The 22,770-nt window shown below is 66.7% G+C and carries 20 protein-coding genes, 1 tRNA gene and 1 pseudogene; 13 read left to right on the top strand and 9 right to left on the bottom strand.

What is annotated here, in order from left to right; all coding sequences use genetic code 11:
• Window positions 1–2: 2 nt before the first annotated feature.
• The 4 genes from ACODSL_RS13000 to ACODSL_RS12985 form a co-directional block, all read right to left on the bottom strand.
• Window positions 3–407, bottom strand: coding sequence for a DUF805 domain-containing protein (locus tag ACODSL_RS13000; RefSeq protein WP_488901118.1), 405 nt, complete (start codon window positions 405–407; stop codon window positions 3–5).
• 44 nt (window positions 408–451) lie between these two features.
• Window positions 452–889: a DUF805 domain-containing protein gene (locus tag ACODSL_RS12995; RefSeq protein WP_488901117.1), complete on the bottom strand. Its 438-nt coding sequence runs from the start codon at window positions 887–889 to the stop codon at window positions 452–454.
• 78 nt (window positions 890–967) lie between these two features.
• A complete protein-coding gene (locus ACODSL_RS12990; protein ID WP_488901116.1) occupies window positions 968–2,959 on the bottom strand; it encodes an acetyl-CoA carboxylase biotin carboxylase subunit in 1,992 nt (663 codons plus the stop codon).
• Between the two features lie 113 nt (window positions 2,960–3,072).
• On the bottom strand, window positions 3,073–3,798 hold the full coding sequence (locus ACODSL_RS12985; protein ID WP_488901115.1) for an SDR family NAD(P)-dependent oxidoreductase: 726 nt from the start codon (window positions 3,796–3,798) through the stop codon (window positions 3,073–3,075).
• A 52-nt stretch (window positions 3,799–3,850) separates the two neighbouring features.
• Here ACODSL_RS12985 and msrB point away from each other — a divergent pair, with 52 nt between their 5' ends.
• Window positions 3,851–4,324 (top strand): peptide-methionine (R)-S-oxide reductase MsrB, encoded by a 474-nt coding sequence (gene msrB / locus ACODSL_RS12980; RefSeq protein ID WP_488901114.1) that lies wholly within the window; start codon window positions 3,851–3,853, stop codon window positions 4,322–4,324.
• Here msrB and ACODSL_RS12975 read toward each other — a convergent pair.
• On the bottom strand, window positions 4,321–5,364 hold the full coding sequence (locus ACODSL_RS12975; protein ID WP_488901113.1) for a hypothetical protein: 1,044 nt from the start codon (window positions 5,362–5,364) through the stop codon (window positions 4,321–4,323). The genes msrB and ACODSL_RS12975 overlap by 4 nt on opposite strands.
• 318 nt (window positions 5,365–5,682) lie before the next feature.
• On the opposite strand from ACODSL_RS12975, the gene ACODSL_RS12970 reads away from it, so the two are divergent.
• The 6 genes and pseudogenes from ACODSL_RS12970 to ACODSL_RS12945 form a co-directional block, all read left to right on the top strand.
• Window positions 5,683–5,769, top strand: a tRNA-Leu gene (locus ACODSL_RS12970).
• Window positions 5,770–5,826: 57 nt separating this feature from the next.
• Window positions 5,827–7,299, top strand: a complete 1,473-nt coding sequence (gene mgtE, locus ACODSL_RS12965; RefSeq protein WP_488901112.1) for a magnesium transporter — start codon at window positions 5,827–5,829, stop codon at window positions 7,297–7,299.
• A 189-nt stretch (window positions 7,300–7,488) separates the two neighbouring features.
• On the top strand, window positions 7,489–8,913 hold the full coding sequence (locus tag ACODSL_RS12960) for a lysozyme (protein ID WP_488901111.1): 1,425 nt from the start codon (window positions 7,489–7,491) through the stop codon (window positions 8,911–8,913).
• Window positions 8,914–9,120: 207 nt separating this feature from the next.
• Window positions 9,121–10,284 carry an isovaleryl-CoA dehydrogenase gene (locus tag ACODSL_RS12955; protein ID WP_488901110.1) on the top strand — a complete coding sequence of 388 codons (1,164 nt, stop codon included), beginning with the start codon at window positions 9,121–9,123 and terminating at the stop codon, window positions 10,282–10,284.
• Window positions 10,285–11,085, top strand: a complete 801-nt coding sequence (locus tag ACODSL_RS12950) for a DUF6602 domain-containing protein (RefSeq protein WP_488901109.1) — start codon at window positions 10,285–10,287, stop codon at window positions 11,083–11,085. It begins immediately after the preceding gene.
• Window positions 11,086–11,173: 88 nt separating this feature from the next.
• Window positions 11,174–11,329 (top strand): annotated as a pseudogene (locus ACODSL_RS12945) (DUF3008 family protein); the annotation flags it as partial.
• On the opposite strand, the gene ACODSL_RS12940 reads toward ACODSL_RS12945, so the two are convergent.
• Complete coding sequence (locus ACODSL_RS12940) at window positions 11,326–12,474, bottom strand: MBL fold metallo-hydrolase (protein WP_488901108.1); 1,149 nt, start codon at window positions 12,472–12,474, stop codon at window positions 11,326–11,328. The pseudogene ACODSL_RS12945 and the gene ACODSL_RS12940 sit on opposite strands and share 4 nt — an antisense overlap.
• 316 nt (window positions 12,475–12,790) lie before the next feature.
• Window positions 12,791–13,246 (bottom strand): DUF3617 domain-containing protein, encoded by a 456-nt coding sequence (locus ACODSL_RS12935; protein ID WP_488901107.1) that lies wholly within the window; start codon window positions 13,244–13,246, stop codon window positions 12,791–12,793.
• 87 nt (window positions 13,247–13,333) lie between these two features.
• On the opposite strand from ACODSL_RS12935, the gene ACODSL_RS12930 reads away from it, so the two are divergent.
• Window positions 13,334–14,116 carry a methyltransferase domain-containing protein gene (locus ACODSL_RS12930; RefSeq protein ID WP_488901106.1) on the top strand — a complete coding sequence of 261 codons (783 nt, stop codon included), beginning with the start codon at window positions 13,334–13,336 and terminating at the stop codon, window positions 14,114–14,116.
• On the opposite strand, the gene ACODSL_RS12925 is transcribed toward ACODSL_RS12930, so the two are convergent.
• Window positions 14,113–15,858: a patatin-like phospholipase family protein gene (locus tag ACODSL_RS12925; protein WP_488901105.1), complete on the bottom strand. Its 1,746-nt coding sequence runs from the start codon at window positions 15,856–15,858 to the stop codon at window positions 14,113–14,115. The two genes, ACODSL_RS12930 and ACODSL_RS12925, sit on opposite strands and share 4 nt — an antisense overlap.
• Window positions 15,859–15,977: 119 nt before the next feature.
• Between ACODSL_RS12925 and ACODSL_RS12920 the strand changes: the two genes are divergently transcribed.
• The 4 genes from ACODSL_RS12920 to ACODSL_RS12905 are packed head-to-tail and all read left to right on the top strand — an operon-like array spanning window position 15,978 to window position 21,360.
• Window positions 15,978–17,585: a carboxyl transferase domain-containing protein gene (locus ACODSL_RS12920; protein ID WP_488901104.1), complete on the top strand. Its 1,608-nt coding sequence runs from the start codon at window positions 15,978–15,980 to the stop codon at window positions 17,583–17,585.
• A 20-nt stretch (window positions 17,586–17,605) separates the two neighbouring features.
• On the top strand, window positions 17,606–18,445 hold the full coding sequence (locus tag ACODSL_RS12915; RefSeq protein WP_488901103.1) for an enoyl-CoA hydratase-related protein: 840 nt from the start codon (window positions 17,606–17,608) through the stop codon (window positions 18,443–18,445).
• An 18-nt stretch (window positions 18,446–18,463) separates the two neighbouring features.
• Window positions 18,464–19,411 (top strand): DUF3667 domain-containing protein, encoded by a 948-nt coding sequence (locus tag ACODSL_RS12910; RefSeq protein WP_488901102.1) that lies wholly within the window; start codon window positions 18,464–18,466, stop codon window positions 19,409–19,411.
• Window positions 19,408–21,360, top strand: coding sequence for an acetyl/propionyl/methylcrotonyl-CoA carboxylase subunit alpha (locus ACODSL_RS12905; RefSeq protein ID WP_488901101.1), 1,953 nt, complete (start codon window positions 19,408–19,410; stop codon window positions 21,358–21,360). Before ACODSL_RS12910 ends, ACODSL_RS12905 begins: the two co-directional genes overlap by 4 nt.
• 102 nt (window positions 21,361–21,462) lie before the next feature.
• Here ACODSL_RS12905 and ACODSL_RS12900 read toward each other — a convergent pair whose 3' ends face one another.
• Entirely contained in the window at window positions 21,463–22,230 is a 768-nt protein-coding gene (locus ACODSL_RS12900) for an OmpA family protein (protein WP_488901100.1), read from the bottom strand.
• Window positions 22,231–22,329: 99 nt separating this feature from the next.
• Between ACODSL_RS12900 and ACODSL_RS12895 the strand changes: the two genes are divergently transcribed.
• Window positions 22,330–22,737: a DUF1489 family protein gene (locus tag ACODSL_RS12895; RefSeq protein WP_488901099.1), complete on the top strand. Its 408-nt coding sequence runs from the start codon at window positions 22,330–22,332 to the stop codon at window positions 22,735–22,737.
• Window positions 22,738–22,770: the final 33 nt, after the last annotated feature.

The raw sequence follows: 22,770 nt of genomic DNA, 5'->3' as shown, positions 1-22,770 counted from the left end.
TCCTAGACTGTAGCGGCTTTGATGGGATTGGGCCCGTACCGGTTGGCGCCCTGCTCGCCGGCCATCACGCCCAGTTCGACGGCGGCCCAGACGATGACGAGCGAGAAGGCGAAATCGAGGAATCCAACCGGGAACGGCCATGCGATGATCAGCGCGAGGATCAGGATCGCCGCCAGCCAGCCCGACCGGCCGCGGTCATGCAGTCGCTTGGACAGGACGCAGGCCCCGCTGAACAACAGGCCGGGATAAACGAACCAGCCGGTCAGCAGATGCATCGTCGGGCCCATCGAGGCCTCATAGACCATCGCGATCGCGATCAGCACCGCGGCGGCGATGAGGAACGGCGTCCGCGCCACGCGGCCCGTGGACGAGAAGAACAGCTCCACCCAGTCAATCTGGCCGCCCATGCGTACGCTCGCTCCGACTCTGGAAAAGGGTTCAGTATCCCTATCTAGGCGAGAGCGGCCCGTGGCGAAAGGCTTGCGGCCCAACGGGCGGCGGGGTCATCGACTCCCTCGCGTGCGCCGAACCGGTTGAGACCTGGCGACCCCGGCCCGGTGATCAGGCTGAGCACCAGCCACAGCTGCCCCAGCAAGGGCGGCATGACGAACAGCAGCATCCAGCCGGACCGGTCGCGGTCGTGACAGCGCTTCACGGCGGCGGCGACGGCGATGATCACGGCATTGCAGAGCAGAATGGCCGCCAGACTGGCCACCAGCCCGCGCCCCGTGCCGGTGACGCCGGCCAACGGCTCGTCGCCCGCGCCACTCAGCACGATCAGCAGAAAGGCGGCGAAATAGGTCCCTGTGAACAGCGCGATGCCGGTCAGCGCAAACTCCAGCCGGCCGAGGCGACCTTTCATGCTGTAGAGGTTCAGAATAGCGCGCACGACCCTTGCTCCCGAAGCCCGCGACGTTAACGCGGCAGGGAGCGATTGGTTCTCGGGGGAGATCGGCGCCGAAAGGCCCTAGCCGAACTCGACCAGCACCTCGTCGGCCGCGACGCTGTCGCCGCCCTTGGCCGAGACGGTCTTCACCACGCCCTCGCGTTCGGCGCGGATGATGTTCTGCATCTTCATCGCCTCGATGATGCAGACGACTTCCCCTTCGCGGACGGTCTGGCCGACCTCGACGTCCATCGAGACGACCAGGCCCGGCATCGGCGAGATGATCATCTTGCTGGTGTCGGCGGCCTGCTTCTCGGGCAGCTTCTCGTGAAGCTCGGCGGAGCGGGGGCTCAGCACCAGAACCTTGGCCTTGGCGGCCCGGTGGCGGATGACGAAGCCTTCCGCGGCCGTGGCCACGTTGACGGTGAACGCCTGGCCGTTGAGCACGCCGCGCAGCAGCGCCTTGCCCGGGCGCCAGTTGACGCTGTCCAGCGTCAGGGTTCGGTCGTCGCCCTCGAGGTAGAGGCTGAGGACGCCGTCGGCCTCGTCGACGTCGACGCGGCGCTTGGCGTGGCCGACCAGCACAACCCAGTCGCGGCGATCGGAGCCGCCGGCCCGGCGGGTGACCATGCGGTGCATCGCCACGCCGGCGGCGGTCAGGATGTCGACCTGCAGCGGTGTTGGCGTCGTGCCGGTGAAGCCGTCAGGGAACTCGTCGACGATGTAGCTCGTCGACAGCTTGCCGGACCGGAACCGGTCCTGGTCCATCACGGCGGCGAGGAACGGGATGTTGTGGCCCAGACCCTCGATATGGAAGTCTTCCAGCGCCCGGCCCATGCCGTCGACAGCGGCCAGGCGCGTCGGCGCCCAACTGCACAGCTTGGAGATCATCGGGTCGTAGAACATCGAGATCTCGTCGCCCTCGCGGACGCCGGCGTCGTTGCGCACGACGTAGCCCCCATCCTTACCAAGGGAGTGCTGGCCCTCGACCGGCGGGTCGTAGCGCACGAGGCGGCCGATGCTGGGCAGGAACTTGCGGTAGGGGTCCTCGGCGTAGATCCGGCTCTCGATCGCCCAGCCGTTGATCTTCAGGTCCTTCTGCCCGAACGCCATCGTCTCGCCGGCGGCGCTGCGCAGCATCTGCTCGACAAGGTCCAGGCCGGTAATCAGCTCGGTCACCGGGTGTTCGACCTGCAGACGGGTGTTCATCTCCAGGAAGTAGAAGCTCTTGTCCTGGCCGGCGACGAACTCGACGGTGCCGGCGCTGTCGTAGTTGACGGCCTTGGCCAGGGCGACGGCCTGGGCGCCCATGGCGGCGCGGGTGGCTTCGTCGAGCAGCGGGGAGGGGGCTTCCTCGATGACCTTCTGGTTACGACGCTGGATCGAGCATTCCCGCTCGAACAGGTGCACCACGTTGCCGTGCTTGTCGCCGAGCACCTGGATCTCGATGTGGCGCGGGCTGGTGATGAACTTCTCGATGAAGATCCGGTCGTCGCCGAAGCTCGATTTGGCTTCCGAGCGGACGGCCGGGAAGCCTTCCTCGACGTCCTGGCGGCTATGGGCGACGCGGATGCCCTTGCCGCCGCCGCCGGCCGAGGCCTTGATCATCACCGGATAGCCGATCTCCTCGGAGATCTTCACGGCGTGGGCGGTGTCGGCGATCTCGCCGATGTGGCCGGGGACGCAGCTGACGCCGGCCTTCTCGGCGAACTTCTTCGACTCGATCTTGTCGCCCATCGCGCGGATCGCGCCGGGATTGGGGCCGATGAACACGATGCCTTCATCGGCGCAACGTTGGGCAAAACCGGCGTTCTCCGACAGGAAGCCGAAGCCGGGGTGGACGGCCTGGGCGCCGGTCTTGCGGCAGGCGTCGATGATCTTGTCCTGGACGAGATAGGACTCACTCGCCGGCGCCGGCCCGATGAAGACGGTCTCGTCCGCCATCTCGACCGAGAGGCTGTCGGCGTCGGCTTCGGAATAGACGACGACCGTCTTGATCCCCATCCGGCGGCAGGTCTTGATGACCCGCACCGCGATTTCACCCCGGTTGGCGATCAGAATTTTCGAGAACATCGGCCTGGCCACGCCCCTTGCGCACGATTTTGCCGGGTCGGGTTAGCCCGCACAGGGCGGCTTGGCAACGGCGCCGCAACGTCGCCCTCCGCGCTTGTCCGTCCGCGGGGCGTTCAGGCCGGGATCCTCGACCCGTCCCAGGCGAACACACCGCCACTGTCGGCCCCAGTCAGGCCGTCCAGCGTCCGAAGCAGATGCGCCGCGCTTTCGGCCGGGGAGAACAGGCGCTCCGGCGACACGCCACCCTGGAAAGGCCGGCTGAGACCGGTATCGACAGTGCCGGGATGCAGGCCGACGCACAGGGCCAGAGGCCGGGTCCGTGCCAGCTCGATGGCCATCGTCGCGATCAGCATGTTCAGCGCGGCCTTTGACGCCCGATAGCCGTGCCAGCCGCCCAGCCGGTTGTCCGAAATGCTGCCGACGCGGGCCGACAGGGCGGCGAAGACGGCGCGGTCATCCCGCGCAAAGCGCGGCAGGGCATGTTTGGCGACCAGCGAGGGACCGATGGTATTGACCGCGAACAGGTGGGCCATCGCCGCCGGGTCCAGCGCCTTCAGCGCCTTTTCCGGGCTGATCCCGGGCGCGTGAAGCAGGCCGCTGGCCACGATCACCAGGCGGGGCGCGGCGACCGGTCGCGCCATCGCCTCAGCGACGGACGCCTCGTCGGTCACGTCGATCGGCGACGCTACCGCCCCCCACGGCGCCGCGCGGCCGGTCCGGCTCATGGCATGAACCTCTTCGAATCGGCCGCTCGTCACGATGGCGTCGGTCAGGGCCGCGCCCAGGCCGCCGCTCGCCCCGACGATGATCGCGCTGCCCGTGGGCTCAAAAACGGTCATGTCGGCGCGGGCTCGTCTTTCCGGGGCGGGGGTCCGGCACTACATTGGTCAAATGACCGACAAGACAACCTCCGCCTCGGGTTTTGACCTGACCCCGCCCACGGACGCGGAACGCGCGCGCCTCGAAGCCGACCTGACGCGTGAAGAGGCCGAGGTCCTGCTTCATCACGGCACGGAGGCGCCCTTCTGCGGCGGCCTGCTCGGCGAGAAGCGCCCGGGGGCCTACTGCTGCCGGCAATGCGGTCTGCCGCTGTTCCGCTTCGAGACCAAGTTCGAGAGCGGCACGGGCTGGCCCAGCTTCTACGCGCCCTACGATGAGGCCCATGTCGCGGAGGTCCGCGACACCAGCTACGGCATGCTGCGTATCGAGACGCTGTGCGCGCGCTGCGGCAGCCACCAGGGCCACGTCTTCCCTGACGGTCCGCCGCCGACCCGCCTGCGCTACTGCATCAATTCGATCTCGCTGACCTTCGTCGGCGACGGCGATCCGCTTCCTGACCCGCTGGGGCGAGGGGATCGCTTCTAGAAGCGGCTCTTCAGGTAGGCCCGGAACTCGGCCATGGTCATCACCTGGTCGGGATTGGCCAGGGCGCCGCCGGGATCATCCTTTCGGTTCGGGGCGACCTCGTCGTGTCCGAACACGCGATCGATGCTGAACGTCGTCGGGAACCGCCTGGTCAGATAGAGCACGACGTTGGTCAGGCTCTCGAACTGCTCGTGGCTGTAGGGCAGGTACCAGTGCTTGTGGATGTTGCCGCCCTCGGCCAGGCGCACCTGGTCGCGGCTGTACCATTCGTCATTGGCGGAACGGCGGGTGCAGCGCCCTTCCGCGTCGAGCTCCACCGCGCCGGTGGCGGTGCGCTCCGAGTTGAACCAGGGGCAGAAGACATTGGCGTCGGCCGTGGGATAGAGAACTCCCGGGTTGTTCATTTCGAAGCCGACGTAGTAGCGCGACACGCCTGATCGACCGGTCGACGGGCAGAGGCTCACTCCGGCATGGGATCCCCACTCGGCCCAGTCGAAGTTTTCCGGAAGCAGAACCCTCCCTGTCCGGCTGATCTCGCCATAGTGGAAGTGGTTCTCCTGGCCTGATCGCAGGATGTCGAGCGACCGGCTGTCGGAATCCTCCGGTCCATTGCCGGCGCGCCGGATGCGATAGGCGTCGAAGTGGACGATCAAGCCCTCAAGGCCGTTGGGACGGCGTCCCTGGACCGTATGGCGGATACCGGCGATCAGCTCGAACCGGGGCGGAACATAGTCGCCCAGCTGCATCCGGCTCGGCCGGTCCTGGTCGTCATCGGGTTCGCTGCCCTGGTCGGGCCCCACCGCGTCGACGTTGGCCTCGAAGGCATCGCATCCGCCGGCCCAGACGAACTCGTCATCGGCGCACGCATACCATTCCGCCACCCCTGAAACGGATTGGCCGAGCACGACCCCGAGAACGGGAAACCGGACTCCGGGGTCGAGTGTGCGCGCCTTGGCGGCGGCGGCGGACGGCTGGCCCTTGCGGACGTTGACGCGCACCTTCGCGCGAATTGTGCCTGGCTTTGGCGTGATCGTGATCATGGCTTAGCCCACCGCTCCGTTGCTATCGATTGTCCGGTCCGCGAGGGCGACGGTCTCGGTCCCGCCGTGAGGCGCGGCCTAGAAGGCGAGGTTGCGCCTGCCGCCTTGGGTGGCGCGGGGGACATCGACCGCCCGCGAAGCTGCGATACTTGCGAAATCCTTCGAGCACGATGACCCCCGGCTCAGCTGTCGCCGGGTACCTTGTCACGAGTATTTTATAAATACAACTAAAGAGAGAATATGCGATAGCGCGGCGTCGAAGAGAACAACCCCTTCCCATACCGTTCGGCTTTTGCTACCCCCCGCGCCTCACCACGGGCGGTCGTGGCGGAATTGGTAGACGCGCAGCGTTGAGGTCGCTGTTCCCTAACCGGAGTGGAAGTTCGAGTCTTCTCGACCGCACCAGTGAATCAGAGGCAAGAAGCACTGCAGGATTGATCTCTTCGTTCAGGAGGCCCCGACATGACCCGGGATAAAGCCGACCTGATCGATGAGAATACCCTCTCGATCCCTGCAGCCCCTGAAAACGCCGCGCCGCCCGAGGATCTCGAGGATCTCGCGCTCGGCGACGACTACGCCCTCAATCCCGCCTACGTCGACATGGTCATCGACGCCGCCGACCGTGGCGACGCCGAGCGGCTGCGCGAGCTCGTCGGGGCCCTGCGCTCCGAGGACGTCGCCGACCTGATGGGTTTCCTCAATGCGGACTACCGCGAGGAGATCATTCCCTGTCTCGATTCGGAAACCCTCGCCGAGGTGCTCTCCGAGCTGGACGACAACCTGCGCGAGGAGGTCCTCGAGACGGTCAACCCGACCGCTCTGGCCCGCGCCCTCGAAGAACTCGACTCAGATGACGCCGCCGACGTCATCGACGACCTGGAAGGCGAGAAGCGCGCCCAGGTTCTCGCCGCGATGGACGCGGACGACCGGGCGGCGATCGAGAGCAGCCTGGCCTATGCCGACGAGACCGCCGGCCGCCTGATGCAGCGCGAGGTGCTGGCCGCGCCGCAATTCTGGACCGTCGGCCAGACCATCGACCACGTCCGCCAGGCCGGCGACGAGCTGCCGGAGCTGTTCTTCGACATCTACATCGTCGACCCGGCCTATCGCCCGATCGGCGCCGCGCCGATCAGCCAACTGCTGCGGGCCAGACGCGAGACCACCCTGGCCGAGATCATGGAGCCGGTGACCGAGATCACCGTCGACATGGATCAGGAAGAGGTCGCCTACATCTTCGACAAGTATCACCTGATCAGCGCCCCCGTGATCGATCCCGGCGGCCGGCTGGTCGGTCAGATCACGGTCGACGACATCATCGGTGTTATCCAGGAGGAGTCCGAGGAGGACATCCTCGCCCTGGCCGGTGTGTCGGACGCAGGCCGTGACGCCGGAATCATCGATATCGTGCGCGCGCGCCTGCCCTGGCTGATGCTCAATCTCGTCACCGCCACCCTGGCGGTCAGCGGTGTGGCCCTGTTCCAGGAACAGATCGCCAAGGTCGTGGCCCTGGCCGTGCTGATGCCGATCGTCTCGTCGCTCGGGGGCAACGCCGGCACCCAGACCCTCGCCGTTGCCGTACGTGCGCTCGCCAGTCGCGAGCTGAGCGCGGCCAACGCCCAGCGCATTGTTCTTCGTGAACTGGCCGTGGGCCTGACCAACGGCCTGAGTCTGGCCGCGGTCATGGGCGTCGCCGTGTTTGCGGTCTATCAGCTGATCGACCACGACACGGCGACCAACGGCCGACTGGCGATCACCGTGGCCTCGGCCCTTGTGATCAATATCTTCACCGCTGCCCTTGGCGGGATCTTTGCACCGCTGCTGCTGGAGCGGATGGGGCGTGACCCGGCCGTTTCGTCCTCGATTTTCGTGACGTTCCTCACCGACTTCACGGGGTTCTTCGCGGTTCTGCTGATCGCGTCCCTTCTGTTCGCCTGAGCAGGGCGCATAAACGGGACGCGATCCCGTTCGGTCATGCGGATGACCGAATTCGGAACTAGGCCTCTCGCCCATGGCGCAGTGGCTCCATTTCTCCTCCGAGGCGTTCTACTGGCCCAACCGGCATCCCTTTTGCGGGAGTGAGCTGGAACGCAGCAGCGTCTGTCTCATTTCGGATCAAAAAGGCCGATGAAACCCCGTCACCAGGTCTCCCGCGTCGCCATCGAACTGATCAAGAAGTTCGAAGGCTATCGCCAACGCGCCGCCCAACTGCCCGACGGCCGCTGGACGATCGGTTACGGGCATACCCTGACCGCACGCCAGGGCGCGGAGGTGTCCGAGGCGGACGCCGAAGCCCTGCTGATGTACGATCTCATCGCCGTGGCCCATGCGGTCAACGAGCACAGCTACACGCCGCTGACCCAGAACCAGTTCGACTCGCTGTGCTGCTTCGCTTTCAACATCGGCGTCGACAATTTCCGCCGCTCGTCGGTGCTGCGTCGGGTCAACGAAGGCCAGATGCTGCAGGCCGCCTGCGCCATGGAGATGTGGCGCAAGGCGGACTTCGAAGGCGAGCGGATCGTCATCGACGCCCTGGTTCGCCGACGCGCCGCCGAGAAGACCCTGTTCCTGACTCCGGCCAATGGCTGGATCCCCGCGCCGTCGCCCGTGCTGGCGCCGAAGGTCGACTACGACGCGGTCAATTCCGTGCCGCGTGAGACGCCGACGGCCGTCAGGGCCTCGATGACCGGCGAACGCGCCAGCGTGGTCCGCGACGAGACGCCCCAGCCGCAACCGGAAGCCCCGCCCGTCGTCCCGCTGGCCAGCGAAATCGCCGCCGCCGACGTGGGCGCCCGGCTGGAACAGCTGATGCCGGAACCGGCTCCGGTCGAGCCGGAACCTGTTGTCGAGGCTACCCCGACGATGACCGTCGTCGAACTCGCGCCGGAACCGGTTTCCGAAGTGGCGCCGGCCGTCGAGACGGCCGCCGAAGTGCTACCTGAACCCGTCGCAGCCTGGCAGTCCAACGACGCCCCTTCACAGCCTGAGCCGGTCGTTGTCGGATCTAACCTTGCCTACGCCACGCCAGAGGCCGACTTCACGCTGACGCCTGCGCCCGAGGTTTCCATCGAACGGGCGCCGGATGACGCCCTGCGGGCCGACCTGCCGGCGCCGGCCAGCGAGTCGGGCCCCGGGCTGTTCGACGTCACCCCGTCGAACTTTGTGCTTGAAGGCGCGCCGGGCAGGCCGCTGGTCAACGAAGACTACGTCCGCCGCCTGGTTCGCGAGGACGAGATGGCGGAGCTGGGCGGCTTCGATCCGACCTTCGACGAGGCGACCCTCGAACCCGTGCGCATCAGCGGCCTGCCGCTGCTGGCCACGGGCGTTGGCGGCCTGGCGTTGATGGCCGGCGGCATCGCGGTCGGCTTCTCCGCCGGCGGCGGCGACGGCCTGCTCAATGTCAGCAATCTGGGTTGGCTGGTCGCCGTCGCCGGCGCCGGTCTGACAGGGGTCTCGGTCTGGGTGGCCCTGAACAAATTCCTCGGCGCTCCGTTGGACGACGACGACGAGGATGAGGAAGTAACCGAGGCGGAGTCGGAGCCTCGGGAGTAGCCCGCGTAGCGTAAGGGCGCCCGCGTACAGTATGGGGATAGCGTTGGCGCCTCGCGAGCTTGCTCGCGGGGCGTCGTGCGTTTGTGGGGACATGTACCGCAGGTCCGTGTCCCCCAATCGAGCAGCCGGGTTTAGGGGACACGTACCTGCGGTACATGTCCCCGTTCAAATGTGGCGCCCCGGCGTCATCGTGCTATTTCCACCGCCATGACCCAATCCGGACCCGCCATGGATTTCGGCCTCGGCGAAACCGCCGACGCCATCCGCGACACCACCGCGCGCTTCGCCGCCGACCGCATCGCGCCGATCGCCGCCGACATCGATCGCGACAACGCCTTTCCCCGCGCGCTCTGGCCGCAGATGGGCGAACTGGGCCTGCACGGCATCACCGTCGAGGAAGAGTTCGGCGGCCTTGGTCTGGGCTATCTCGAACATGTCGTGGCGATGGAGGAGATCTCCCGCGCCTCGGCCTCGGTCGGCCTCAGCTACGGCGCCCACTCAAACCTCTGCATCAACCAGATCCGCCGCTGGGCCACGCCCGAACAGAAGCTGCGTTACCTGCAGAAGCTGATCAGCGGCGAGCATGTCGGCGCCCTGGCCATGAGCGAGGCCGGCTCAGGCTCGGACGTGGTCTCGATGAAGCTCCGCGCGGATCGCAAGGGCGACCGCTTCGTGCTCAACGGCACGAAATTCTGGATCACAAACGCCCCGCACGCCGACACCCTGGTGGTCTACGCCAAGTCGGCGCCGGAGGAGGGCAGCCGCGGCATCACTGCCTTCCTCATCGAGAAGGGCATGAAGGGCTTCAGCGTCAGCAAGAAGCTCGACAAGATGGGCATGCGCGGCAGCGACACGGCCGAGCTGGTGTTCGAGGACTGCGAGGTCCCGGAAGAGAACATCATGGGCCCGTTCAACGGCGGCGTCGGCGTGCTGATGAGCGGCCTCGACTATGAGCGCGCCGTGCTGGCCGCCGGTCCCCTGGGCATCATGCAGGCCTGCCTCGACGTGGTCCTGCCCTACGTCCGCGACCGCAAGCAGTTCGGCAAGGCCATCGGCAGCTTCCAGCTGATGCAGGGCAAGGTCGCCGACATGTACGTCGCGCTGAATTCGGCCCGCGCCTACGTCTACCAGGTCGCCCGCGCCTGCGACGCCGGCAAGACCACCCGTTTCGACGCCGCCGGCGCGATCCTGATGGCCAGCGAGAACGCGGTGAAGGTCGCCAACGAAGCCGTCCAGGCCCTCGGCGGCGCGGGCTACACTCGCGAATGGCCGGTCGAGCGCTTCGTCCGCGACGCCAAGCTCTACGACATCGGCGCGGGCACCAACGAGATCCGCCGCTTCCTGATCGGGCGGGAGCTGGTGGGCGGGTAGATGGATCTCAAAAGCATATTCGGATCTGCTTCGTCATCATTCGAGGCTGAGCTGAATCTTCTAAGAGCAGCCTTAAAGCATTCCGGCCAAAAAGGGGCAGTAGCCGAAGGTGCAGTAAAGCAATGGCTAAAGGAGATTTTGCCTGCTCATTTGGGAGCTAGCGAAGGAATTGTTGTTACTAGCGACGGATATTTATCGCCCCAGATCGACATAATTATTTATGATGAGGCAGAGTGTCCGGTTTTATTTTCAAGGTCTGCAACAAAAGTAATTCCAATCGAATTTGTATATGCAGTATTTGAGATAAAGACCGATCTTTCATCATCTGGATACGATGATTGGGCCAAGAAGACGAAAGAAATCAAATCGAAGAGAAAGTATTTTTCCAATCCAGAGTACACATATCACGCATACGGACAGAATTGGATCTCTCCGCCGATTCTGTCCGGGATATTTGGGTTAACTTCAAGTGTCGGCAGCACATTGTGGGAGAAATATGTAAATAGTTACGCAAATGAACCTGTAAACCTATGCGTTGATATATGTTATATAAATGGATTTGGGCTATTTGTGCAGCATAATTCAGATACCGGTCTTCAGGCGCTCACTGGAAGGGTGGATAAACTAGCTTTTGTGAAGGAAGACCCCTTGGTAGCATTCTGGACGGTTATGAGCATGCTTTCGATCCAATGGAAAATGCGGGATATTCCATCCATGTATCGATACAGCGTAGTTCACGAGAATTCGACGACGGTTGAGATCCCGCTGCATCCACCTGTACATGACCATATTAAAAGCTGATTTAATCGGCCGGAAAGTGTAGGGCACCCGGAAATTTCGATCTCCATCATGGAGATCTTTCTTTTCCGGTAGATTTGCCGCCCATCAGAAGGCCACCGGCGCCGCCCCGACGGCGAAGCGTGGCGAAACTCCGAGATCCGGGCTAAAGGGCGCCAGCAAGGCTATGCTGTCGACGTCCGAAGGGCAGCTTGAGGAGGTCGCCAGCGGCCCACGCGCCGGCAAGCCGAAGTCTATGGAGCCCTAGTCTGTCCCGAGGGCCTGAACGATGGGGACGCCGTTGGCTTCCTTCCAGGCTGAGTCGAGGATCGGGTCGCTCCAGTAGGTGCGGAACCAGTGGTCCAGCCATGGGTCGCCGCCGGTGAACCACTTCCCGCGCGCCGACAGATCGACTTTCGTCCGGGCTTCGGACTGGGGTGTCCCGGCCGGGAGGCCCTTTGCGCCATTGCGGGCGCCTTCGAGCAGGGACCCGACCCGGATCAGATAGTCGCTGTCGTTCATCGGCGCGCCATGACCGGGGATCAGCCGGATCCAGTCCATGGCGATGATCGACTTCAGCGCCGCCAGCCATTCCGACGGATAGCCGCCGTAGCCGAACGGAATCGGGGCCACGAGCAGGTCGCCGGTGATGATCAGGTTCTGGCGCGGCAGCCGTACGATCGCGTCGCCGTCGGTGTTGGCGCGCCCGAGGAACTGCGCCACGACGGGCTGGTCCGGGTCATCGATCAGCAGGGCGTCATCGAACGCTTCCCGCGGCGCGAGGGTCAGGGCGCCATCCATGTCGCGGGCGTACTGGTTGAAAACGCGCGCGCCGGCGGCCCAGCCCGCCCGAAACGCCGGCTCGGCGGCCGCCTCTGCCTGCTGGCGACAATAGGCGGCAAAGCCGCGGTACCGGGCCAGCATGGCGGCATTGGCTTTGGGGTCAGGCCGTCCCGGCGTGTTCATGGTCTTGGGGTCGGACAGGTGGGCCTGGGTCGCGGTCGTGGCGATCGTCCGGGCGGTGGGCCATGCCTTGAGGATTTCCGACAGCCCCAACACGTGGTCGCCGTGCCAGTGGGTCAGGATCACCGCCTTCACGGGCTTGGCGCTGACGCCGCGGATCAGGCTGATGATCCGCCGCGCCGAGCCGGGCGACCCGCCGCAATCGACCAGCACCAACCCGTCGGCCTGATCGATGACAGTAACGTTGCCGATGGGCTGCAGATGGAACGGCTTGGCCTGACGGATCAGCCACAGGCGGTCCGAGAACTGTGGCTCGATGATCTCGTAGTACCCGTCGTCGGGCAGGGGACCGTCATCCGCGACCGGCGGGGCGGCAGCTCCGGCAACGCCGGGCAGGGCCAGCGCCGCCCCGGTCGCGACAATCAGGTCCCGTCTCGCCCATCCGCTCATGGTCTGCCTCCGCCCGAAGTCATGCAGAGCAGCACGGTGGGAACGCCGGGCCCAGTGAATCCTTGTCCACAAATGCAAAAGGCCGCCGGGGCGCCCCGACGGCCTTTCCATCGTCATGCCGCGGTCGCGGCGAAACGCTAGGCGCTGATCAGGCGCTGACCTCCGTCGAAACGGATTTCAGGGTCACGCACTGCGACCGCGGGTTCATACGATGAGACACCGGATCACCTCCTTTCAGCTGTTGAAACAGGACCCCCACTATGAGGGACAGAATCGGCCGTCGCCAACCCTCCGCACGCGGCGCGCGACAAATTGCCTAGCTTTTGATCTTCTGCGGCTTGCCCAGGCAGGTGTCGCCAAGCCGTTTGGCGTTGGTCGTGGCGGTGGCCGAGAGCGGCACTCCGGCGACCTTGCCCGACAGGTTCGCGGTCAGGGTGAAAGCCGCCTGTGAGTAGGTCCCGGTGGCCGTGACGTTGACCTTGCGGCCGCGTTTGTCGACGCAGGTGCCCTTGAAATACATCTTGCCGTCGGCGACCCGCTTCTCCGGATAGGTGCAGGTGTAGTGGTGGTTGATCCGGCCCGACAGCACCTTGTCGACGTCGGCGGGCGTGATGCAGCGGCGCTCGATCTCGGTGTTGCTGATGATCAGGTTGAGGGTGTTGGTGCTCTCCCACCAGCCGGGCTGGATGCTGGTGGCGCCCTGGCGCGCGACGGCCGGCGCGGCGGCCAGGCTCAGAAAGCCGATAAGGGCGAAAAGGCGGGTCGTCTTCATGGGTCCAGTCCCGAAGCAATGCGTGGCGACTTTCTGCCCTAACCCGAATGAACGGACGATGACCATCCCGTGCAACCGGTGTAGGGCATGACCATGCCCAGTTGGGATCCCGACATCTACGAACGCTACAAGGCGTACCGCGACCGTCCGGCGCTGGACCTGATGGTGCAGATCCCCGACCGCCGTTATCGCGAGATCTGGGACCTGGGCTGCGGTACTGGCGAGCACGCCGCGCTGCTGGCCCTTCGGCATCCGATGGCCAATGTGTACGGCCTGGATTCCAGTCCCGACATGCTGCGGCAGGCCCGGAACCGGCAGAGCGATGTGAGCTGGGTGCTGTCGGGGATCGAGGACTTCGCCCCGGCGGTCGCGCCCGACCTTGTCTTCACCAACGCGGCTCTGCAGTGGCTGCCGGACCATGCGGCGCTGTTTCCCCGGCTCGTCGACCAGCTGGCGCCGGGCGGCGTGTTCGCCTGCCAGATGCCGATGGCCTTCGAGACGGAGCATCATCGAATCCTGCGCGAAACGGCGGAGGAGGGGCCATGGGCGCCCCTGACCCGCGACGCCCGCCGGATCAATCCGACGCCGCCGCTGGACAGCTACTACGACTGGCTGGCGACGCCGTGCGGCGAGGTCGACGTCTGGACCACGACCTATCTGCATGCGCTCGAGGGCGATGATCCGGTGGTCGACTGGATGCGTGGCACGGCGTTGCGACCCTATCTCGACGTGCTGGCCGGCGATGACACTCTGCTCGACGCCTTCCTTGACGCTTTCCGGGCCCGCATCGCGCAGGCCTTCCCGCCGCGCAAGGACGGGGTCACGCTGTTCCCGTTCCCCCGCCTGTTCATGATCGCGGTGCGGCGCTAGCCCTTGCCGCGCGCCTTGCGCATCTCGGTCACCGGCCGGTCCAGCGTGTCCAGCGCCTTGATCGCCGCGCGGTAGCCGGAGTCGACTCCCGGCTCGTAGGCCTTCCAGTCGCGAATATCGATGCCGTCGGCCTGGGGCATGATCAGCAGGTCCGTGGCCTCGCGCGCCGCCAGCAGGTCGCGCCCGGTCGACACCGTGGCCGCGCGCATCAGCAGGGCCACGATCGGCGGGCCCTTGCGCCAGTCGCCCGACAGGATCCAGCGCCAGACGGAGGAGGGGCGGGCCACGTCGTCGGCCGTGATGCTGCGGCCCCGGGTCACGTCGACGCCGACGATCGGGCCCAGTTGCAGCGACCGCATCACGTCCGACGGGAAGTTCTTCATCACCGCGCCATCGACCAGCACATTGTTGTTGTCGATTGCCGGCGGCATGATTCCGGGCAGGGCGATGGAGGCGCGCAGGGCGTGCCGCAGCACCCCGCGCTTGTGCAGGTGATAGGCCCCGGTCGTCAGGTTCGACGACACGCAGAAGAACGGCAGCCAGAGATCGGCGATTTCGGTGTCTTCAAAATGCACATGCAGCCGCTCGCGGACCTTCTCGCCGTGCGTCATGGCGATCAGGGGGAAGGCGATGTCATCCAGCGGGCTGGAATCGACGAAGGCGTCCTTGATGCGGACGTCCATCTCCGCCTCGTCCCAGCCCATGGCCACGCCGGCGGCGACGATGGCCCCCATCGAGGCGCCGCCGACAAAGTCGATCGGCACGCCCCGTTCGCGCAGGGCCTGGATGGCGCCGATGTGGGCATAGGCGCGCGCCCCGCCGCCGGACAGCACCAGCCCGACCGAGCGCCCGGTCAGCACCCGCGCCATGCGGGCCGCGTCATCGCCATTGCCCTCCCGAACATGAAACAGGCGGGCCGCGCCGGTCACGTCAAGCCACGCCTCGGAGCCGGAGGGGCGTCGGGCGTCAGGCTTCTGGACCAGGATCAGGTCGACGAGTTGCTGCTGCTGCAGGGCCTCGGACGCATAGGCGCCGAGGGTCGTAGGCGGTTCGCGATCTCCGCGCCCCACGCGGAACAGCCGGTCGACCTGCCGGCCGACGATCGCCTTCCAGGCTGTTTCCGGGTGCTCGGCGGCGTAGAGGACATAGTCGTGATCCGCCTCGACGTTGGAGAACCACTCGGTCGGCGCATGAGTCGATTCCGCGCCGGCGACGGTCACCGATTGGCCCATGCGGGCGATTTCCAGCGCGATCCGGTCGACCAGCGGGCGGATCTTGCGGCCGGCGTCCGCGGCGACGAAACCGAACACGGTGGGCTCGCCGATCGAGGCCTGGGTCGCGGCCTGGCGCGTCCGCAGAATCATCAGCCGCGCCAGCTCGGTCATCACGGCCGGGTCGCGATCGGCGGCGTCGAAGAAGTCCTCGCGAGACAGCGCCAGAATCTCGGAATCCCGGAGGGCGACCACCTGGGCCGAGTGCGGCGTACCGGCGATCAGGGCCATTTCCCCGGCTGGTTCACCCGGACGGATCACGCCGAGAAAGTGCCGCTCCTGGCCTTCCTCGCGACGGAACGCGCCCAGCCGGCCGGCCCGCACGAAGTAGAGCTCCCGCGCCGGCTCACCTGGCCCGTAGAGCATCTCGCCGCCCGGCAGTGAGAACCAGCGGGCGTCGCCGCTCTGGCGCGCCTCGTCGAAGAGGCGTTCCAGAGCTGTCTCGTGCCGATGATCGATGAGGCTGCCCACGGAAAGACCGTAACAAGGCCGGTGAGTCGGGGCGACTGCCCAATCTCTCCCCCTTGGCCGCACGGGGAGGGAGAATTGCCCCGCTTTCGGCGTCCGCCCGAACAGGCTATGCCTCGGCCATGCCCAGGTTGACCTCGGATCTCGATCCAAACTCCGACGCCTTCCGCAACAATGTTGCGGTCAACGCCGCGCTGGCGGCGCAACTCCGTGAGCGGGCCGCCCAGGCCGCGCTCGGCGGCAACGAAGCCTCGCGCAAGCGCCATTCCAGTCGAGGCAAGCTGCTGCCGCGTGAGCGGGTCGAGCGGCTGCTCGATCCGGGCTCGCCGTTCCTCGAGGTCGGCCAGTTGGCGGCGTTCGACCTGTATGACGGCGAGATCCCGGCGGCGGGCATCATCACCGGCATCGGCCGCGTCTCCGGCCGCGAGGTGATGATCGTGGCCAACGACGCCACGGTGAAGGGCGGCACCTACTACCCGATGACGGTCAAGAAGCACCTGCGGGCGCAGGAGATCGCCCTGCAGAACCGGCTGCCCTGCGTCTACTTGGTCGACAGCGGCGGGGCCAACCTGCCGCACCAGGACGAGGTCTTCCCGGATCGCGACCACTTCGGCCGCATCTTCTACAACCAGGCGCGGATGAGCGCCGAGGGCATCGCCCAGATCGCCTGCGTCATGGGCAGCTGCACCGCCGGCGGAGCCTACGTCCCGGCCATGAGCGACGAGACGGTCATCGTGCGCGGGGCGGGCGAGGAGAGCCAGGGCACCATTTTCCTCGCCGGCCCGCCGCTGGTGAAGGCCGCCACGGGCGAGGTCATCAGCGCCACCGACCTCGGCGGCGCCGACGTCCATGGCCGTCGCAGCGGCGTCGTCGACCATGTCGCGGCCAACGACGAGCACGCGCTGGAGATCGTCCGCTCGATCATCGGCAACCTCAACACCGTCAAGCGCGTCGACATGGATGTCCGCGAGCCGAAGCCGCCGAAGTACAATCCGGCCGAGCTCTACGGCGTTGTTCCGGCCGACGTCCGCGCGCCCTACGATGTGCACGAGGTCATAGCCCGCATCGTCGACGGCAGCGAGTTCGACGAGTTCAAGCCGCTCTACGGCACGACGCTCGTGACGGGGTTCGCGCGCATCTGGGGCTATCCGGTGGCCATCCTGGCCAACAACGGCGTGCTGTTCAGCGAGGCGGCGCTGAAGGCGGCGCACTTCATCGAGCTCGCCTGCAAGCGCAAGATCCCGCTGGTCTTCCTGCAGAACATCTCCGGCTTCATGGTCGGCGGGAAGTACGAGGCCGGCGGCATCGCCAAGGACGGAGCCAAGATGGTCACGGCCGTCGCCAGCGCCAACGTGCCCAAGTTCACCGTCCTGATCGGCGGCAGCTTCGGCGCCGGCAACTACGGCATGTGCGGCCGGGCCTATTCGCCGCGCTTCCTGTTCACCTGGCCCAACAGCCGCATCTCTGTGATGGGCGGCGAGCAGGCCGCCAGCGTGCTGGCCACCGTCCACCGCGACGCCGACAAGTGGACCAGGGAAGAGGAAGAAGCCTTCAAGGCTCCGGTTCGCCAGAAGTACGAGGACGAGGGCAACCCCTATCACGCCACATCCCGGCTCTGGGACGATGGCGTGATTGATCCAATACAGACACGGGACGTTCTGGGTCTGGCAATCTCGGCCAGCCTGAACGCCCCCATTCCCGATACGACGTTCGGCGTCTTCCGGATGTAGCCCCGGAACAGGAACCTCACATGACCAATCCCATTGCCGATCCCCTCGTCGAAGTGCCCGACACCGATACGCTCAGCCCGCTGGTCGAGCTGGACGCCAGCCCGTCGGGCGTGGCCGTCGTCACGATCAACCGACCGGACAGGAAGAACGCCTTCAACGCCGAGGTCATCGCGGCCCTGGCGCAGCATTTCGAGACCCTTCGCGACGCCGATGGCGTGCGCATTGTCTTCCTGCGTGGAGCCGGCGGGGCGTTCAGCGCCGGCGCCGACCTGGACTGGATGAAGTCCGCCGCGACCTTCACGAAGGACGAGAATCGCGAAGACGCGATGGCGCTGGCCGAGATGCTGCTGGCCCTGCGCGAGCTGCCGCAGTTCACGGTCGCCCTGGTCGAGGGCCCGGCCTTCGGCGGCGGCGCCGGTCTGGTCGCGGCCTGCGATTACGCCGTGGCGGTCAAGGACGCGAAGTTCGCCTTCTCCGAGGTCAAGCTGGGCCTCGTCGCCGCGACCATCAGCCCGCACGTCGTCGCGGCCATCGGTCCGCGCCGGGCCAAGAGCCTGTTCGCCACCGGCCGCATGTTCGACGCGGCCTTCGCCGAAAAGATCGGTCTGGTCGATGAACTGGTCGGCGCGGCGGCCGATCTGGACAACGTCATGGAACGGCTGTCGACCGAGATCATGGCCTGCGCGCCCGGCGCGGTCGCGAAGTCGAAGGCGCTGGTCGAGGACGTCGCCGGCGTGCCGTTCGACGACGAACTGCTCGAGCTGACCGCCAAACTCATCGCCGACCAGCGTCTGAGCGACGAGGGCCAGGAGGGCGTCGCCGCCTTCCTCGAGAAGCGCAAGCCCGGCTGGGCGCTCTAGGTACTACGGGGAGGGGGCGTGTCTCACGAGCTTGAAGCGGCGGCGGCGGATTCGGTCGGCGGGTTCTTTTCCCGCAAGCCGAAGCACGCCCTGCCGGTGGGGACGCCCTGTCCCAACTGCGAGACCCCGCTGGAGGGGCCCTGGTGCCACCAGTGCGGCCAGAAGGGCGAGGAGTTTCATCGCTCAATCGGCCATCTCGTCGCCGAAGCGTTCGAGGGGCTGACCCATTTCGATGGCCGGTTCTGGACCACGGTGCCGGACCTGATCCTCCGTCCGGGGAAACTGACGCGCGCCTTTCTGGACGGCCGCCGGGCGGCACAGATTCCGCCGTTCCGGCTGTTCCTGGTCGTGGTGCTGCTGGTGTTCCTCACCGGAGGCCTTGGCGATAGCAACAAGGCCCATGTGGTCGATGCCGGGGATGGCTCTCGCACGCTCACAGCCCCGGGCATGTCGCTCAACTTCGAGGCCAACCCGCCTCCGGCCGTAAAGATGGGGTCACAGGAGGGCAAGGGCGCGAGCAACGCGTTCGAGCGCTGGATCGAGCAACGCGGCAACGCAGCGATCCGGAACCCCGAAGCCTTCGGTCACGCCCTCGAGTCCTGGGGCCACAGGCTGGCGGTCCTCGCCCTGCCCATCGCCGCCCTGCTGCTGGGTCTGTTGTTCGTGTTCCAGCGGCGGTTCTACCTGTTCGATCACCTGATCTTCTCGATGCACTCGCTGTCGTTCCAGGGGCTGCTGCTCTCGACGGCGTTCCTGATCAATCTGCTGCCGGGGAGCCTCGGCAATCTGCTGTACTTCGTCGCGCCCGTGCATCTGTTCGTCCATATGCGCGGCGTCTATGGAACCGGCGTCTTCGGCACGCTGACGCGCATGTTCCTCCTGTTTTTCGGGTCCATTTTCGGCGGCGGTCTCATCATGCTCATTCTGTTTTTCCTGGGCCTGAACGCCGTTGGAGCCCACGGATGATCACCTCACTTCTCATCGCCAATCGGGGCGAGATCGCCCGCCGCATCATCCGCACGGCGCGTTCGCTCGGCGTGCGGGCGGTGGCGGTCTATTCCGAGGCTGACGCCGAAGCGCCGCACGTGCTGGAAGCCGACGAAGCGGTCCTGATCGGCCCGGCCCCGGCCCGCGACAGCTATCTGGTGGCGGAGAATATCCTTGCCGCCGCGAAACAGACCGGCGCTGAAGCCATCCACCCCGGCTACGGCTTCCTGTCGGAGAACGCGGCCTTCGCCCAGGCGGTCAAGGACGCGGGTCTGATCTGGGTCGGCCCGCCGCCGGCCGCGATCAACGCCATGGGTCTCAAGGACGCGGCCAAGAGCTTGATGATCGCCGCCGGGGTGCCCTGCACGCCCGGTTACCTCGGCGATGACCAGACCGAAGGCCGCCTTGAGACCGAAGCCGCGGCTATCGGCTATCCGGTCCTGATCAAGGCCGTGGCCGGCGGCGGCGGCAAGGGCATGCGCAAGGTCGACGCGGCCGCCGACTTCCAGGCCGCCCTCGCCAGTTGCCGCCGCGAGGCCGCCGCCAGCTTCGGCGATGACCGGGTGTTGATCGAGAAATACGTCACCCGGCCGCGGCACATCGAGGTGCAGGTGTTCGGCGACAGCCACGGCAACGTGGTCCACCTGTTCGAGCGCGACTGCTCGCTGCAGCGCCGCCACCAGAAGGTCATCGAGGAAGCGCCGGCCCCCGGGATGGACGCGGCCACCCGCGCCGCCGTCTGCGACGCCGCGGTGAAGGCCGCCAAGGCCGTCAACTACGAGGGCGCCGGCACCATCGAGTTCATCGCCGACGCCAGCGAAGGCCTGCGCGCCGACCGCATCTGGTTCATGGAGATGAACACCCGGCTGCAGGTCGAGCACCCCGTCACCGAGATGATCACCGGCCAGGATCTGGTCGAATGGCAACTGCGCGTCGCCAGCGGCGAGCCGCTGCCGCTGACCCAGGACCAGATCACCATGACGGGCTGGGCCATGGAGGCTCGCCTCTATGCCGAGAACCCGGCCACCGGCTTCCTGCCGAGCACGGGCCCGTTGACCCACTTCCGGTTGCCGGACGATATCCGCGTCGACAGCGCCGTGGAGGAGGGGGGCGAGGTGACCCCCTTCTACGACCCGATGATCGCCAAGCTGATCGCCTGGGGCGACACCCGGGACGGGGCCGCCGAGGCGCTGGCCGAAGCCTGCGCCGGCGTCGAGGTCTGGCCGGTCAAGACCAACGCCGCCTTCCTGGCACGCTGTGCCGGCCACCCGGACTTTGTCGCCGGCGATGTCGATACGGGATTCATTGATCGCCATCTGGACAGGCTCACGGAGCGGACCTTCAGCGACGCTTCGACCCTGGCCGCCGTGAGCGAGCGGCTCGAAGCCTTCATGTACGCCGACCAGGCCGGAGGCGTCTGGGACAGCGCGCCGTCCGGCCTGCTGGGCTTCCGCATGAACGCGCCAAGGGCCGCGATGGACCTGCCGATGAGCGTGGACGGCAGGCCGGTGCCGCTTCGGGTCGCGCTGACCGGGTCTGGCGAGGACTGGGGCTGGGATATCGAGATCGACGGCCATGTGCCCATGGACGACCTCTATACCCTGCCGCCGACCTGCGGCGACGAGCCGCTCTATGTCTTCGAATCCGGCGACGTCCGGGAATTCAGCTTCGAATCCGCGGCACACAAGGGCGCTGAAACGGCCTCCGACGGCGCGATCCTGTCGCCCATGCCGGGCAAGGTCGTGTCAGTCTCGGTCAAGGCCGGCGACGCGGTGACCAAGGGCCAGACCCTGCTGGTGCTCGAAGCGATGAAGATGGAACATGCGCTGGCCGCCCCGTTCGACGGCGTGATCGCCGAGCTGACCGCCGTCGCCGGCGGGCAGGTGAGCGAAGGCGTGGTGCTGGTGAAGCTGGAGGCGAGGGAATAGGGCGTAGGGAATAGGGCGTAGTTCGATTGCGCCCGCCGATGCCGACGCGCCTACCTATTGCTATTCCCTACTTCCTACGCCCTACGCCCGGTCCGTCAGGCCCTACGCGTGTGGATGCAGAATAATCTCCACCCGACGATTGGCCGCGCGGCCGTAGATCGTGGCGTTCGAGGCGATCGGGGCGCTTTCGCCCAGACCGGCCACATAGAGTCGCGCGGGCAGGGCCTGATGGCCGACGAAGAAGTCGGCGACCGTCTCGGCGCGGCGTTCTGACAGCGCCTGGTTGTAGTCGTCCGAGCCGATGGCGTCGGCGTGGCCGATCACGTCGACATAGGTGGCGGGAAACTGGTTCAGCGTCGCGGCGACCCGCGTCAGGATCGGCCGAAAGCGCGGCTGCAGGTCCGACTTGTTGAAGGCGAAGGTCACGTCGGCCGGCAGCTGCAGGACGATGTCATCGCCACGCCGCACGACCGTTACACCGCTGTCCGCGAGGCCGTCGCGCAGGATCACGAACTGGCTGTCCATGTAGGCGCCGGACTGGCTGGGCGACAGGACGACCACGCCGTCGTCGATAAGGGCCTGACGACGCTTGCCGCCGACCGCGCCGAGATAGCCCAGCCGGGGCCGGTCGGGCAGGGCGACGGCGGGAACGGCGACACGGCCTGTCACCGTCGCGCGGGGAACCGGAACTTCGCGAACGCGTGGCGTCGGCGGGACCTGGACCGCGCCGCCGATGCCGACCGTGCCTCCCACGCCGCCAACGCCGCCGCCGATGACGCCGCCGCCGCCGACGATCTGCGCGTCGGAAAAGGCGGGAAGAAGCAGAACGCCGGCCATGCCCGTGGCCAGAAGAAGGTGAGTGCGGCTCATGGCGAGCCTCCGTTTTCCGCGAGGCCCCTGTGGCCTCCCGTTTCTAAACGACGGACTCCGCCAATTTGATCCTTCGGCCGAACCGGGTATGGACGGCTCATGCCCCTCCATCTCATCAAGCTCTGCGTCGGCGTCGACAGTGTCGAGGACCTGCGCGCCTGGCGGGCCCAGCGCGCGGCGCAGGGTTATCGTTCGGTCTGCCCGACCCGCCAGACGCCCAAACGGGCGGCGGAGCTGCTGGAGGGCGGTTCACTCTACTGGGTGATCAAGGGCCAGGTGCTGGTGCGTCAGGCGATCGACGAGATCGTCACCGAGGACAGCGGCCCCCAGCCCTGTCGCATCTACCTCAAGCCGGACCTGATCGAGACCGCGCCCCAGCCGCGCCGCGCCTTCCAGGGCTGGCGCTATCTCACCGCCGCCGACGCTCCGCCGGACCTGCCAACCGGCGCGGGCGAGGCGATCGAGCCGGAATTGGCGAAGCAGCTGAGAGAGCTGGGGGCGTGGTAGCCGGGGACATGTACCGAAGGTACGTGTCCCCTA

It is taken from the genome of Caulobacter sp. FG121 (genome assembly GCF_057809815.1).
This window is presented reverse-complemented; position numbering and strand designations above follow the sequence as displayed.